12 protein-coding genes are annotated in these 14,614 nt (G+C 51.9%); 1 reads left to right on the top strand and 11 read right to left on the bottom strand.

From position 1 onward, the window contains the following. The first annotated feature begins 24 nt into the window (after positions 1 to 24). Entirely contained in the window at positions 25 to 273 is a 249-nt protein-coding gene (locus tag KNP92_RS07880) for a ferredoxin (RefSeq protein WP_021067177.1), read from the top strand. A gap of 44 nt (positions 274 to 317) precedes the next feature. Here KNP92_RS07880 and KNP92_RS07885 read toward each other — a convergent pair whose 3' ends face one another. The 11 genes from KNP92_RS07885 to KNP92_RS07935 form a co-directional block, all read right to left on the bottom strand. Then, complete coding sequence (locus KNP92_RS07885) at positions 318 to 1,124, bottom strand: thermonuclease family protein (protein WP_214839246.1); 807 nt, start codon at positions 1,122 to 1,124, stop codon at positions 318 to 320. Between the two features lie 83 nt (positions 1,125 to 1,207). Beyond that, a complete protein-coding gene (locus KNP92_RS07890) occupies positions 1,208 to 2,167 on the bottom strand; it encodes an ABC transporter permease (protein ID WP_211779620.1) in 960 nt (319 codons plus the stop codon). Continuing rightward, a complete protein-coding gene (locus KNP92_RS07895; RefSeq protein WP_214839248.1) occupies positions 2,164 to 3,228 on the bottom strand; it encodes an ABC transporter permease in 1,065 nt (354 codons plus the stop codon). The genes KNP92_RS07890 and KNP92_RS07895 overlap by 4 nt, the downstream gene beginning before the upstream one ends. Next, entirely contained in the window at positions 3,225 to 4,751 is a 1,527-nt protein-coding gene (locus tag KNP92_RS07900; RefSeq protein WP_214839256.1) for an ABC transporter ATP-binding protein, read from the bottom strand. Before KNP92_RS07900 ends, KNP92_RS07895 begins: the two co-directional genes overlap by 4 nt. Before the next feature lie 61 nt (positions 4,752 to 4,812). Further along, a complete protein-coding gene (locus KNP92_RS07905) occupies positions 4,813 to 5,904 on the bottom strand; it encodes a BMP family lipoprotein (RefSeq protein WP_214839257.1) in 1,092 nt (363 codons plus the stop codon). 131 nt (positions 5,905 to 6,035) lie between these two features. Then, positions 6,036 to 6,755: a GntR family transcriptional regulator gene (locus tag KNP92_RS07910; protein WP_214839259.1), complete on the bottom strand. Its 720-nt coding sequence runs from the start codon at positions 6,753 to 6,755 to the stop codon at positions 6,036 to 6,038. A 403-nt stretch (positions 6,756 to 7,158) separates the two neighbouring features. Further along, positions 7,159 to 9,369: a DNA translocase FtsK gene (locus KNP92_RS07915; protein ID WP_260563996.1), complete on the bottom strand. Its 2,211-nt coding sequence runs from the start codon at positions 9,367 to 9,369 to the stop codon at positions 7,159 to 7,161. A 56-nt stretch (positions 9,370 to 9,425) separates the two neighbouring features. Continuing rightward, positions 9,426 to 11,093, bottom strand: coding sequence for a ribonuclease J (locus KNP92_RS07920; RefSeq protein WP_214839261.1), 1,668 nt, complete (start codon positions 11,091 to 11,093; stop codon positions 9,426 to 9,428). Between the two features lie 95 nt (positions 11,094 to 11,188). Continuing rightward, positions 11,189 to 11,824 carry a M15 family metallopeptidase gene (locus KNP92_RS07925; RefSeq protein ID WP_260563997.1) on the bottom strand — a complete coding sequence of 212 codons (636 nt, stop codon included), beginning with the start codon at positions 11,822 to 11,824 and terminating at the stop codon, positions 11,189 to 11,191. Positions 11,825 to 11,838: 14 nt separating this feature from the next. After that, entirely contained in the window at positions 11,839 to 13,092 is a 1,254-nt protein-coding gene (locus tag KNP92_RS07930; protein WP_214839265.1) for a lipid II:glycine glycyltransferase FemX, read from the bottom strand. A 6-nt stretch (positions 13,093 to 13,098) separates the two neighbouring features. Next, a complete protein-coding gene (locus KNP92_RS07935) occupies positions 13,099 to 14,589 on the bottom strand; it encodes a UDP-N-acetylmuramoyl-L-alanyl-D-glutamate--2,6-diaminopimelate ligase (protein ID WP_251136431.1) in 1,491 nt (496 codons plus the stop codon). Positions 14,590 to 14,614 lie beyond the last annotated feature (25 nt).

Raw genomic sequence — 14,614 nt, forward strand, 5'->3', positions numbered from 1 at the left:
GACGAAACGTATGGAGGGTTAAGAATGGCAAAATTTACAATTGTTGATAAAGATACATGCATTGCGTGTGGAGCTTGCGGAGCCGCCGCCCCGGATATCTTTGACTATGATGACGAAGGCCTCGCCTTCAACTTAATGGATGACAACACAGGAACGATCGAAGTTCCAGACGAGTTGTATGAGGACTTGATGGACGCGTTCGAAGGTTGTCCAACCGATTCAATCAAAGTCGCCGACGAGTCATTTGACGGAGACGCACTCAAATACGAATAAGCGGAGAGAGACATGTGTGTCTAAGACATACATGTCTCTCTTTTTTAGCGTGCCGCTTTACGGAAACCGGCTGCCTTCGCTTCTCGTTCCGTGCAAAATAGTACTTCCGGCACCGTCCGTTCGTAACTGGCACCGCCCGGGACATGATAAATTTTCTCTCCGTCCCGATTGATGTTGCCTTTAATGTCACACTCGTCCGTCTCGCGAGTCGATTTAGCCGGATCAGTCGCCTCGTGGTCGAAGCCGTTCCCGGTCACATAATTCTCAAGACTCCAAATGCCGAGCAACTGTTGCCGCGCGACCCGCTCGACGTCTCGGAACGCATCGACGTGTTGCGTGTTCGGCGCATAGACATAAGCGACACGGGCAAGGCCGCGGCGCAACAGCTCTTCGTTCAACATCGTCCCGTCATACCAGACGTAGGCGAGCGTGCGCTGATACCGGTCGTAGCGACCGACATCATATTCGAGCGTGATCGTATCGCCCTCTGGAAGCCAGCGTGAAACGAACGCTTTCGCCGCCTCCCCGAACGGTTGGACCGGAAGCGTCGGATGGCTCGTCTCCGGTGTGTCGACGAGCAAGAGGCGAATCGATTCCGTCGCCCCGTTCTCGAATTCGACTTTAAGCGTATCGCCGTCGACGACACGGTCAAGCGTGACCGTCTCGGTTTTCCCGATCGGGCGCTTCACTTGCTGCGTCACGCTAGCACTCGGATAGTCGGCTTCGAGCTCGGTCAGCGACTCCGGCGGGTCGATTTGCGGACCGAACCAATCATCGGCCGTACACCCGGAAAGGATGAAAGTCAGCACGAGAACGAGCGTCCAGTACCACCATGTTTTCAATTGTCTCACCTCTTTATGAGTATAACAAAAAAGGTTGTTTGACGCTTCCGTCAAACAACCTTTCCTAAAGAGGACAGATGTCCTTTTTTTCGTTATCGTTTCCCTTTAATATACGGGATACCGACAGACTTTGGTGCATCGGCACGACCGACGACACCGGCAAGGGCGAGAATCGTGAGCGCATACGGCGCGATTAAGAGCAACACTTGCGGCACGTTATTGATGACCGGCAAGTTGCTACCGATAATCGAGAGCGCTTGCGCGAATCCGAAGAAGAGACCGGCGCCGAGCGCACCGAGCGGATTCCATTTCCCGAAAATCATCGCCGCGATGGCGAGGAACCCTTGTCCGACAATCGTCGTCGCACTAAAGTTCGTCGTGACCGTTACGGCATAGACCGCACCAGCCAAGCCACCGAACGCACCTGAGAGCATGACGCCCATGAAGCGCATCTTTGTGACGTTGATTCCCATCGTATCCGCCGCCATCGGGTGTTCCCCGACCGAGCGAAGACGAAGGCCAAAAGGCGTCTTGAAGATGACAAACCAGACGACGAACGCGAGCGCGATGGCGATGAACGACGTATATTGAACGTTGACGAAGAACATGCGGAGAACCGGAATGTCCGATAAGAACGGCACGTTCTCTTTTGCGATCCGGTATTGGATAAAGTCGGTCTGCCCTTTATTGTAAAGGACACGGACGACGAAGATCGCAAGTCCGATTGCAAGCATGTTGATCGCGACACCAAGGACGGTCTGGTCTGCCCGCCAAAGGATAGCCGGGACTGCCAAGAAGAGGGAGAACAGTGCCCCGATGACCATCGCCACTAAAAGCGAGATCCATGGGCTCATTCCACCTAGACCCATACTTGTCAGCGTCAACGTCGTGATGATCCCGGTCGCTGCCCCGATGACCATGATTCCTTCAAGTGCGATGTTGACGACACCCGACCGTTCACTGAAGATGCCACCGAGAGCGGCGATGATGAGTGGAGTCGCATAGGCAAGTGCAACCGGTACGACGATATAGAGGACTTCTAAGAAGCTCATTTTTTCTCCACTCCTTTCTTACGATTTCCTTTAAGTTTCTCAATGACATAGTTCAGTGCATAACCAGACGCCACGAAGATAACGATAGCGGCGATAATGACTTTGACGAGCTCAGACGGAATGTTCGCCCCGAGCTGCATCGCGAGTCCACCGATGTTGAGTCCAGCGAACAAGAGTGCCGCCAAGACGACACCGATGGCCGTGTTTGCACCGAGGAGCGCGACCGCGATCCCGTCGAATCCGACGCCCGTGAACGACGCGCTGAGCGTCATGCCATTGAACGTCCCGAGCCCTTCCATCGCACCGGCGAGACCGGCGAACATGCCTGAGATGACGAACGACAAGACGATGTTGCGATTGACGCTCATCCCTGCATATTGTGAGGCGTTTTTGTTGAAACCAACGGCGCGAAGCTCATAGCCGAGCGTCGTGCGTTGCAAAATATAGTAATAGACGATGGCGGCAAGCACAGCGATGAGAATTCCCCAGTGCAAGCGCGAGAACGTTGTCAATTCTTGAAGAAGCGGTGACGAGAGCGACGCCGTCTCCCGAATCGACTCAGTCCGTTCATTCGTCACGCCGATGACGCTACGTAAAATTGAGTTCGTCGTATAGAGCGCAATGTAGTTCATCATAATCGATGTGATAACCTCATGGACGTGGAACTTCGCCTTGAGGAAACCAGGAACGAACGCCCATGCAGCAGCAGCGAGCATCGCGGCGAGCAAGGCGAGCGGCAAGTGGAGGAACATCGGCAATTCGAAGTTGATTCCGACGTACACGGCGGCCACCCAGCCGATCAACACTTGGCCTTCGACCCCGATGTTGAAGAGTCCGGTCCGGAACGCGAACGCCACGGCAAGACCAGAGAAGATGAGCGGTGCCGCAGCACGGAGCGTCTCCCCAATCGCGTACGGGCTGCCGAGCATCCCGTTAAAGAGCGACGTAAATCCGCGAACTGGGTCATAGCCACCGATGAGCATGACGATCGCTCCGACGACGAGTCCCATCAAGATTGATAGTAGTGGGATGAGCAGTCGATTGAGTCCTAGCTTGTTCATACTGTTTCTTCCCCTCTCTTACCGCCGGCCATCAAGAAGCCGAGCTCTTGCTCTGTCGTTTCTTTCGGATCGCGAATCCCGACAATCTTCCCTTCATACAAGACGGCGATCCGGTCCGACACGTGTAAGATTTCTTCAAGCTCAAACGAGATGAGGAGGACGGCGCGTCCTTTCTCCCGCTCTTTGACGAGCTGCTCGTGAATGAACTCGATCGCTCCGACGTCAAGACCACGTGTCGGCTGTGCCGCAATCAACAAGTCTGGCGACCGGTCGACTTCACGGGCGATAATCGCTTTTTGCTGGTTCCCTCCAGAGAGGGCACGAGCCGGCACATCGACTGACGGAGTTCGGACGTCAAACTTCTCAATTAACGCTTTAGCCTTCTCCGCGACGGCTTTATAGTTCATCAAACCGCGTTTCGAGAAGGGTTCTTTGTAGTACGTTTGCAAGACCATGTTGTCTCGAATCGAATAGTCGAGCACGAGACCATGCTTATGTCGGTCTTGTGGGATATGGCCCACGCCCGCTTCCGTCACTTTACGTGGGGTGAACCCGGTCACGTCATTCCCGTTCAAGAAAATCTTGCCGCCCTCAGGCTTTTTCAATCCTGAGATGGCTTCAATCAATTCCGTCTGACCATTGCCATCGATTCCAGCAATTCCAAGAATCTCACCTGAGCGAATCTGTAAATCCAAGCCTTCGACGACTTCAATGCCTCGACTGTCTTTGACGACGAGCTTTTGAATGTCGAGGACGACTTGCTGTGGATCTGCCTTGGAATATTCCGCATCAAAGTTTACTTCACGCCCGACCATCATCTCCGCAAGGCGATCCTCGTTGACAGTCTCGTCGATATCGACCGTCCCGATGTAACGTCCACGTCGGATGACCGTACAGCGATCCGCCACTTGCATGATCTCTTTTAGCTTGTGGGTAATCAAAATGATTGATTTTCCTTCTTCGATGAGACGCTTCATGATTTGAATAAGTTCTTGAATCTCTTGAGGCGTCAACACGGCCGTCGGCTCATCAAAAATTAAAATTTCGGCGCCACGATAGAGCGTCTTTAAAATTTCCACACGCTGTTGCATCCCGACTGAGATGTCTTCGATTTTTGCATCCGGGTCGATTCGAAGCCCGTACTGCTCCGAGATGTCCATTACTTTTTTACGCGCCGTCGCTCGGTCGACCGTCAATCCGCTCTTCGGTTCAGAACCGAGGATGATGTTTTCTGTGACCGTAAACTTCTCGACGAGCATGAAGTGTTGGTGCACCATGCCGATGCCGAGATCGTTGGCGATATTCGGGTTCTCAATGTTCACCTTTTCTCCGCGTACGCGAATCTCTCCGCCTTCAGGCTGATAGAGACCGAATAAGACGTTCATGAGCGTCGATTTCCCGGCGCCATTCTCTCCGAGCAACGCATGAATCTCGCCTTTACGAAGTTGAAGGGTGATATTGTCGTTGGCTACGAACGTACCGAACTCTTTGCGAATATTGAGCATTTCAATAACATATTCCAAGAAAGTCCACTCCTAACTTTAAGGAAAGGGGAACCACATGGGTCCCCCCTTACTCAATGATTTATTCTACTGTTTTCATGAACTCTTCGAACTCAGCGTCTGTCGCAGGTGCAGTAAGTTCGCCGTCAATTAACTGTTGGCGATACTCGTCTACTTGCGAGAGGATGTCAGCCGGAACGTGCTCATCAGATGTTTCAGCAATTCCAACACCGTCATCTTTCAAACCGAACTCGATGATTTCTCCACCTGGGAAGTTCCCTTCCATCGTCTGTTTCGACACTTCATACGTCGCCGTATCTACACGTTTAACCATTGAAGTAAGCGTAACGTCTTCTGGGAGGCCTTCTTCGTATTGGTCACGGTCAACCCCGATTACCCATACTTCTTCGCCGTTCTTCTTACGGTTCTTCGCTTCTGTGAATACCCCTACACCCGTACCACCAGCTGCATGATAGATGATGTCAGAACCTGCGCCATACATACCTGATGCGATCGCTGTTCCTTTTTCAGCCGAGTTGAAGTCTTCCGCGTATTTCACGTCGATTGTCGCGTCTGGGTTGACGGCCATGACGCCCGCTTTAAATCCGTTTTCGAACTTCTTGATCAAGTCAGACTCGACACCACCGATGAAACCGACTTTGTCCGTTTCAGTCATGAGACCCGCGATGACACCGACAAGGAATGATCCTTCTTGCTCTTTGAACGTGATTGACGCGACGTTCGGTGCATCAACGACCATGTCGACGATTGCGAAGTTGTTGTCTGAGAATTGACCAGCGACCGTTTGGATGTCTTCAGCCATCAAGAAGCCGATTCCGTAGATCAAGTTGAAGTTGTCACGTGCCAATTGTTGCAAGTTTGGCTGATAGTCTGCTTGTTTAGAAGATTGAAGGTATTTGAATCCTTCGTTTTCCGTCAAGTTGTTGTCTTCACCGAACTTCGTGAGACCTTCCCAAGCTGATTGGTTGAACGACTTGTCATCTACGCCGCCCGTATCCGTTACCATCGCTACTTTGAAGTCGCCAGCTTCGCTGCCGCCGCCTTCTCCGTTTGAAGCGCCTTCATTGTCGTCCCCGCCGCCACATGCTGCGAGTACTGTCGAGAGCGTAAGACCTGCTGCTAAAGCTGAGAGAATCGTTTTTTTCTTGTTCATCATCGTCGTGTTTCCCCTTTCGGTTCATAACAATTTAGGTTGTCATGTTGTCAGTAGTCATTACACCGGTATAAGAAAGCGCTTTCACGCCATTCCCCAAAAATAACCTCTCCGAATGTCAAATACGTGTTTTAGACGCGTTTGCGGACGACGTGGAAGTCAAAGCGGTCCGCTCGGAAAAAGTTTGCCGAATCGAGCAACGGTAGGTCGCTTTCATCGTAATGCAATTGCTTTAAAGCGAGTAACGGTTGGTCCGTTTGAAGTTGTGTCGAGATTTCTGTGCTCACACTCGGTTCGATGTGCGTAATCGCGTACGCGACCCGACGTCCTACCTCTTGTTCCAGCGCGTCAAATAACGACTTCCCTTCTGTCAATGCTTCAGGATTAGAAACGAGATGTGCGGGGATTTTGTCCACGCAGTATACGACCGGTGTCTCGTCTGCATAGCGAATCCGGACAATCCGATAAATCGGAGAATTCGGTTCGACTTTTAAACGCTCGGCTTCTCTCTCTGTCGCTAACACCTTTTCGGCCACCAATACTTTCGTTCCCGGTGTCATTTTGGCACGCGTGATCATGTCCGTTACGCTGAACAGCTCTTCAATCCCCGATGTGAACGGAGGTTTAGAACTAATGAACGTCCCGACGCCATGTTTACGCACGACAAATTTCTCGTCTTCGAGAATCCGAAGCGCTTCTCGGAGCGTCGCACGACTAACCCCTAGCTGCTTCGATAACTCGAACTCTGAAGGAAGTTTTTCCCCCTCACGATAGACACCCTCATCGATATCCTGCTTGATTTTCTCAATCACGCGGAGATAGAGCAAGCGATGATCGAGCTTGATCGACATGGGCCTCACCACCTTTACCTATTGTTACCAGTGCTCAGACATCTGACGTATGAATGCCCTTGCCAATATTAAGTATAGGGATTCCAGAAAAAGAACGCAATACTTTTTGTTCGGAATCAAGGAAATATTTTGACGTGAAGGAATTCAGTGCGTCCTGTAGTCTATTTTACCTGTTCCTTCAGCCTTTGCAAAGTTTTTGTAAAATGAAAACGATATTAAAAAATGAAAGCGGTTCAACTGTTTTAGTAGTATGTCGTATTAGGTATTTTAGGCTATATATGCTACGTCATTCCCGATGATTGCTTCCATTGTCTGAATTTAGCATACATTTGATTCATTCCAAAATATAAACAAAAAGCGAACAATAATATCTATAAAGATACCATTGTTCGCTTTTTTAAAATTATCCTTCCGACTCATTGACGAGCACTTTCCTTGGTTTCGAACCTTCAGATGGACCGACATATCCCGCTTGCTCAAGCGAATCGATCAATCGTGCGGCACGGTTGTATCCAATTCGGAACCGGCGCTGAATCATCGAAGTGGAGGCCGTTTCCTGGGTCATGATGAACTGGACGACTTCTCCGAACAACGAATCGTCCGAATCAATTGTCGTCACTTCTTCTTCTTTTGGCATCATCGCCTCGACATATTGTGCCCGTTGCTGGGCGATGACATGGTTGACGACCGTCTCGACTTCTTGATCCGACACGAAGGCGCCTTGAACTCGAATCGGCTTGTTCATCCCGTTAGCGAGCATGAGCATGTCCCCTCGACCAAGTAACTTCTCGGCCCCACCCCCATCTAGAATCGTTCGGGAATCCGTCTGGGACGAGACAGCGAACGCGATGCGTGACGGAATATTCGCCTTAATGACGCCTGTAATGACGTCTACGGAAGGACGCTGTGTTGCGAGTACCATATGAATCCCTGCAGCCCGCGCCATCTGTGCGAGGCGCATGATGGCGTCCTCGACATCGTTCGACGCGACCATCATGAGGTCGGCGAGTTCATCGACAATCACGACGATGAACGGAAGACGTTTCGCATCCTCATCTTCCGACTTGTCGACGAGTTCGTTATATCCCTCGATGTTTCGTACACCGTAACGACTAAACAGCTCGTAACGTCGTTCCATCTCGGCAACGACTTGTTTGAGCGCTTGGGCCGCCTTTTTCGGGTCGGTGACGACCGGCGTCAGCAAATGCGGGACGCCGTTATAGACGTTTAACTCGACCATCTTCGGATCGATCATCATCAATCGGACCTCGTCCGGGCGGGTGCGCATTAAAATCGAAACAATCATCCCATTAATGCAAACCGACTTTCCAGAACCCGTCGACCCGGCCACGAGCAAGTGCGGCATTTTATTCAACGCGACAGTCACCGTCTCACCACTGATGCTACGCCCGAGCGCGACAAGTAACGATGACGAATCCCGTTTGACCGGCTCCGCCTCGAGCACTTCTCGCAAGCATACGGGAGCGACTTCTTGGTTCGGCACCTCAATCCCAATCGCCGCTTTGCCTGGAATCGGCGCCTCGATACGGATGTCTTTCGCCGCGAGCGCGAGCGCCAAGTCGTCACTGAGCGATGTGATCCGGCTCACTTTCACACCGATATCCGGTTGGAGCTCATATTTTGTCACGGTCGGTCCGAGATGAATTTTCAACACTTTCACACCGACACCGAACGATTTGAGCGTTTGGACGAGTTTTGTCGCATTCGCTTTCAAACGGGCGTTCTCACCCGACAAATCCGTGACGACCGGTTCGGACAAAATGGTGAACGTCGGGAGCTCATACGTGTCCGAGACGTCTTGCGCTGCCGTCATCATCATATCTTCGGTCGCCATGTCCGCAACTTGATCCGTGCTTTCTGCCGCTTTCGTGCCTTGGTTTTGTTCTTGCTTCTCGGCGACGACTTGTTCACTGAATCCGACGATTGGGATGTCGTGAATCGTCACCGCATCGGTTTCCGGTTCAGGTTCTGACGGTTCGGTCAATGGCTTTGATTCTCGCTGAACGGAAGCCGTCGCTTTTTTCCGAGCCGGAGCCGTCTTTCGTTCCGGGCGCTCCCGTTCTTGCCACTCTTGCTTGATCGCTTGACCGGACTCGAGCAGTCTTTGGCCGGCACTGCGCCAAATCGTCGGGGACAGTAAAGAAATCCCGACGACAAGACAAATGATTCCGAGAAAGATGATACCGAAATCGGATAGTAAGTAATGATTCATGTTATAGAGCGCACCATTGATCGCTCCGCGCTCAGCCCCCCAGACGAGGTCGCCAAACAATAGAAAAGCGAGGAACAGTAAGAAAATCCCCGTCCGCTGGCTCGGCCGCCAATCGCTCAAAAAGATGAGCAACGTGAAGCCGATCGCGAGATAGGTCAATGCTCCCCAGCCTCCAAATAACGTGACAGCGAGCATGGAAGTCCGTGTGCCGACCCAGCCGAATTCAAATAATGAAAAGATGAACGCCGTCACGGCAAGAACGAATGCGCTCCACCCATATGTACGCCACGGAATCGGTTGTTTCTTTCGAGCTTTCGGAGCCGGTCGTTTCCGTTTTGGCGGTGTTTTCCTTGACTTTGGAGCCACCTTTTTTTGTGTCACTTTCGATTCCTCCTATAAAAAGAAGGCAAAAGTCAGATGACTTTTGCCTCAATTCATTATATCTCCATGATGATCGGCAAGATCATCGGACGACGTTTCGTCTGCTCGAACAAGAAGACGCTGAGCCGCTCACGAATATTTGATTTCAATTCGGTCCAATCGCTTCCAGCTTGGAGACTCTTCTCGATTTGCTTTGTGACGATTCGGTTCGCCTCAGAAATCATCTCTTCGGATTCACGCATATAGACGAATCCGCGCGAGATGAGCTCGGGGCCTGAAATCAATTTCTTTTGTTTCCGGTTCAACGTGACGACGCAGAGCACGACGCCGTCTTGCGACAAGAGGCGACGGTCCCGAAGCACGATGTTCCCGACGTCACCGACACCGATTCCGTCAATCAAGACGTTACCGGCCGGAACTTTACGGCTCATCCGGGCCTTACGACCCGTGAACTCGACCACATCGCCTTTTTCGACGATGAAGATGTTATTTGATTTGACGCCGACTTGTTCTGCAAGTTTCGAGTGCGCCATTTGCATCCGGTATTCTCCGTGAATCGGGAGGAAGTACTTCGGCTTGACGAGGTTGAGCATGAGCTTCAACTCTTCAGCCGAACCGTGTCCCGATACGTGAACTTTCCGCTGGTTATAGATGACGTTCGCACCTGAACGGAACAAGAGGTCGATCGTTTTCGAAACCGACTTCTCGTTACCCGGGATCGGCGTCGCGGCGATGACGACCGTATCATTCAAGCGAATATTCACTTGTTTATGAGCGTTGCGTGCCATTCGCGTCAACGCTGCCATCGGCTCTCCTTGCGAACCCGTCGTCAAGATGACGACTTTATTGTCAGGGAGTCGGTTCACTTGTGACAGTTCGACGAGCGTTTTCGGCTTGAAACGAAGATAATTGAGTTTTTGTGCCACTTCGACGATATTGACCATACTGCGGCCGACAACGGCGACTTTGCGGTCGTTCGCTTCCGCCGCGGCGAACACTTGTTGCAAACGGTGGACGTTCGAGGCGAACGAGGCGACGATGACGCGTCCTTCCGCTTGATAGATGACGTCGTTCAATTCGGCACCTACGAGTGACTCCGACCCGGTTTGTCCCGGACGTTCCGCGTTCGTCGAGTCCGATAGCAAGGCGAGGACACCTCGTTGACCAATCGCGGCCAACTTGTTGAAATCAGACTGCTTCCCGTCGACGGGTGTGTAATCGAATTTGAAATCGCCCGTATGAACGATTGCGCCTTGAGACGTTTGGATGCAGACCCCTACACAGTCGGGAATCGAGTGGTTGACGCGGAAGAACGTGATGAAATGATCAGCGATAGTCAATTTCGTTTTGGCGTCAATCAATCGAAGGTCGACTTCTTTAAGTAAGCCTGCCTCTTTCAATTTGAGCTCGATTAAACCGAGCGTCAATTTCGTTCCGTAGACGGGAACGTGTTTCAAATCGCGGAGCACGTAGCTGAGTCCACCGATATGGTCTTCGTGGCCGTGCGTGATGAAGATGGCACGGACGCGATCTTTATTCTCTTTTAAATACGTAATGTCAGGGATGACGATGTCAATCCCGAGCATCTCATCGCCTGGGAACATGAGACCGGCATCGATGACGAAGATGTCGTCGTCTAGTTCCACGACGTACATGTTCTTCCCGATTTCGCCTACGCCTCCAAGCGCAAAGACGCTAATGTTCTCTGTCTTCTTCTTTGACACTAACAAAAACCTCCTAGATGATTCATATTCTGGTTCGTCCACTTATCGCTATTGAATATTGTATCGGAAAACGGCTTCATTGCCAACATTTCCGTTCAATCGACTAGAGGTTTTAAAACATCAGCGAGCGGCATCGTCGCTTGATCTCCCGGGCGCTTGCCTGCGGCGAGCTGTCGAATCGACAACCCGAAGTCCATCTGCAAGTGCGGATAGTCAGGGAAGTTACGCCAATCTCCGCCCCATTCGAACCCGAGTGCCTTGCCAAGTTCACCGAGTTCTTGCCAGTCCGGCACACCGGAACGATTATGGTCAGATGACAAATCGTAGTCAGCCCGGTTGTCATGGATGATGACGAAGTCGACGGCGAGTCCATAGTTATGGTAACTTTGTCCAGCTTTGGCGTTCGTGACGATTTGGCCCGGCTCCGATCGCCCTTGGGCATAGAGTGCGTTTTGTTCTTCCTCTGAGCGATAGCCGGACGTTAAGCGTACCTCGAGCCCGAGGCACGAGTATGCGAGACGGACGAACGATTCGCTTCGCTCCCGGACGTGCGGGTGCAAGTTCGTGAAGGCGCGCTCACTTCGCTCGACGATCGGTTGCTCGGCTTGAGGTGCTCGATTGCACATCCCTGCCTCGAACGACGGTTCATCCACCCATGGCATCGGACCAGGGCGCGAGAACGAGTAAGCCAAGAAAATCCCGACGATGAACGCGACCATCGCGAACGTCACTACACCGGTCCACCTCATCGTCTGAACCGTTTACGGAGTCCTTTGACGAGCGGAAGTCCTTTTTCAAGGACGAGATAGAGCGGACGATTCAAGACGAGGTCGAACTCCCCGACCTTCTCAATCATGTCACTGCCCCATCCCGATTTAAAGGCGTAGAGTCCCGCATATTCATCGTCCGGGTCCGTATTACCAGAGACACCGCCGAAGTCGTAGCGCTCGGCGCCACTCTCTTTTGCGGCTTGCATCATCGTCCATTGCATGAGATGGTTCGGCATGAACTCACGGAACTCGTTTGACGACGCCCCGTACAAGTAGTAGGAGCGGCGGCCAGCGAGCGTCAACAGACCACCTGACAAGACGAGGCCGTCCGGATAACGCTTGTCGAGTTCGACGAGCTCCGGCAACGCCGTCTCAATCTTGTCGATTTGTTCCCGCGTCTGTTTCTCACGGTTCATTAAACTCGTTCGTTTTTTCTCGACGGTCTCTTTCTCGAGTGCCCGTTCGATTTTTACAAGCTCTCGCGTCGCTTTATCGAGCGTCTGTTGTTGCTGTTCGAGGGCTAGGCTCGGTTCAAGTTTCGTCAAGAAGAGACGGGCGTCATTCGGTTGAAGGCAGTCATATAAATTTTCAAAGTAGTCGAGTCCGCGTGTAGAGAAACCGTCCCGTTCCCCCGTCACTTTCATCAACTCAGCGAACGTCTTCAGGCCGTCACGACCGACCTCCGTACAGACGATGCCTTTCTTTTCGGCGAGCCGAACGTTATAGCGGAACTTATGGTGAAACTTCCCGAAAATCTCTTTTTCCGATGGACGCAAATCCGTCTCCATCGTAAAGCGTGGCTGCGCATAATCGAAACCGCCGCCATACCCTTTATGCGTGAAGCCGAGCTCGGTCATCTCTGTCAGTAAACCCGGCACTTCATCGCGGTCGATGTTCGGATCAATCTTGATTGTGATGGCACGTTTTGCTTTAGCGACACGCTTCGCCTCTTCGGTCAATGCGCGAAGCGATGCGGTGTCGTCATAATCGACGACGAAACCGCGCGGTGCGTAGCACAGGGTGAACGGGAGCTTTGGCACTTGTTTGAACAACAAGAGGGCGACCCCTGTAGTCGTTCCGTCCGTGCCGACGGCGATGCGTTCCCCCGACCAGCCATTTTTACGCTTGACGCTTGCCCAACTTGAAAGCTGGAGCAAATCGCCGCGCTCATGTGTTTTAACGAAATCGTCATGCTGTTTCTCTGTCAAACTGATAGGCTGTACTGCCATAAATCGTTATTCCTCCGTCTTCAAGATTGTCGCTCGAACAATTTTCTCTTCATCGAGCGGTATTTTTTCATTGCCGATGATTTGATATTTTTCATGTCCCTTTCCGGCCAAGACGACGATATTGGTCGGTTTCGCAAGACGTGCCGCATAACGGACCGCCTCTTCGCGGTCGCCAATCTCGACGAAGTTGTCGTGCGTCATCCCTGAGGCAATGCCGCTCGTGATTGAATCATACGCTTCAAACCGAGGATCGTCTGTCGTGATGACGACAGTACCTGCATATTTTGAAGCCATTTGACCCATCGTCGGGCGCTTCGTCACGTCGCGATTGCCGCCCGTTCCGATTAAGAAAATAATATCTTCTTTTGGGACACCGACGAGTGATTTCAAACATTGCTCGATGCCGTCTGGTGTATGGGCATAGTCGGCATAGACGTTATAGCCGGGAACGTCGAGCCGTTGCATGCGTCCTTTGGCCGGATGGATCGCTTCGAGCGCCTCAATAATTTTTGCGAGCGAATAGCCCGCTGCGAGCAAGCACCCGGTCGCAAGGAGAATATTGTATACGTTGAACCGTCCAATGAATTGAACCGTCACCGGCAAGCTCTCTCCTTGATAGTGAAGGTGGAAACTCGTGTCCGATAACGTCTGGACGATATTCGTCGCCACGACGTCCGCCGGGGCATCGATTCCGTATGTCATGACGCGCGCACCCGTCATCGTTTCATAGAGCTTACTATATGGATCGTCCGCATTTAAGACCGCGACTTTGCCGCGCGACGCCATTTGGCCGAGCTGGGCGAAGAGCAATCCTTTCGCACGGGCGTAATTATCAAACGTGCCGTGGAAATCGAGATGGTCGTGGGTCAAATTCGTGAACCCGACGATATCAAAATCGGTTCCGATGACACGACCGAGTTCTAGGCCGTGTGACGACACTTCCATCATGACGTCCGTCACGCCTTCGGTCTTCATCTGCGCCAATAATTGTTGAAGTTCCGAACTTTGCGGCGTCGTGTTCTTGCTCGGTACGACTTGGTCGTTAATGCGGACTTCAACCGTTCCAATCAAGCCGGTACTATGCCCAAGCTCTACGAGGACGTCACGTAAGATTGTCGTCGTCGTCGTCTTCCCGTTCGTCCCTGTGATGCCGAACATACGCATCTGTTCCGACGGGTAGTTATAAAAAGCGGAAGCCAACAGTCCGACGGCTCTTGAGCTGTCACGGACAATCAAGTTTGGCACTGGCACGTCGAGCGGGCGTTCGCTGACGATGGCGACGGCACCGCGTTCAATCGCGGTTTTCGCATAATCGTGTCCATCGACCGTATACCCTTTAATCGCTACGAAAAGAGTCCCGGGGACGACTTCGCGCGAGTCGGTCGTCACGTGGGTTACGTTGATGTCAGAGTCTGATAGTTGGTTAATCAATTGAATGTGTTTAGCTAAATCGGTTAAGTTCAAGTCTTTCCCTTCTTTCACCTGTATCCTGTCCAAAGTAAAGAATACCTCTTAATTAGTG

The organism is Exiguobacterium sp. s122, from assembly GCF_018618475.1.
Taxonomy (GTDB): Bacteria; Bacillota; Bacilli; order Exiguobacteriales; family Exiguobacteriaceae; genus Exiguobacterium; species Exiguobacterium himgiriensis.

Excerpts from the sequence above, each read along its gene's own strand:
- KNP92_RS07880 (WP_021067177.1), top strand. The coding sequence starts at position 25 with ATGGCAAAATTTACAATTGTTGATAAAGATACATGCATTGCGTGTGGA.
- KNP92_RS07890 (WP_211779620.1), bottom strand. The coding sequence starts at position 2,167 with ATGAGCTTCTTAGAAGTCCTCTATATCGTCGTACCGGTTGCACTTGCC.
- KNP92_RS07895 (WP_214839248.1), bottom strand. The coding sequence starts at position 3,228 with ATGAACAAGCTAGGACTCAATCGACTGCTCATCCCACTACTATCAATC.
- KNP92_RS07905 (WP_214839257.1), bottom strand. The coding sequence starts at position 5,904 with ATGAACAAGAAAAAAACGATTCTCTCAGCTTTAGCAGCAGGTCTTACG.
- KNP92_RS07910 (WP_214839259.1), bottom strand. The coding sequence starts at position 6,755 with ATGTCGATCAAGCTCGATCATCGCTTGCTCTATCTCCGCGTGATTGAG.
- KNP92_RS07930 (WP_214839265.1), bottom strand. The coding sequence starts at position 13,092 with ATGGCAGTACAGCCTATCAGTTTGACAGAGAAACAGCATGACGATTTC.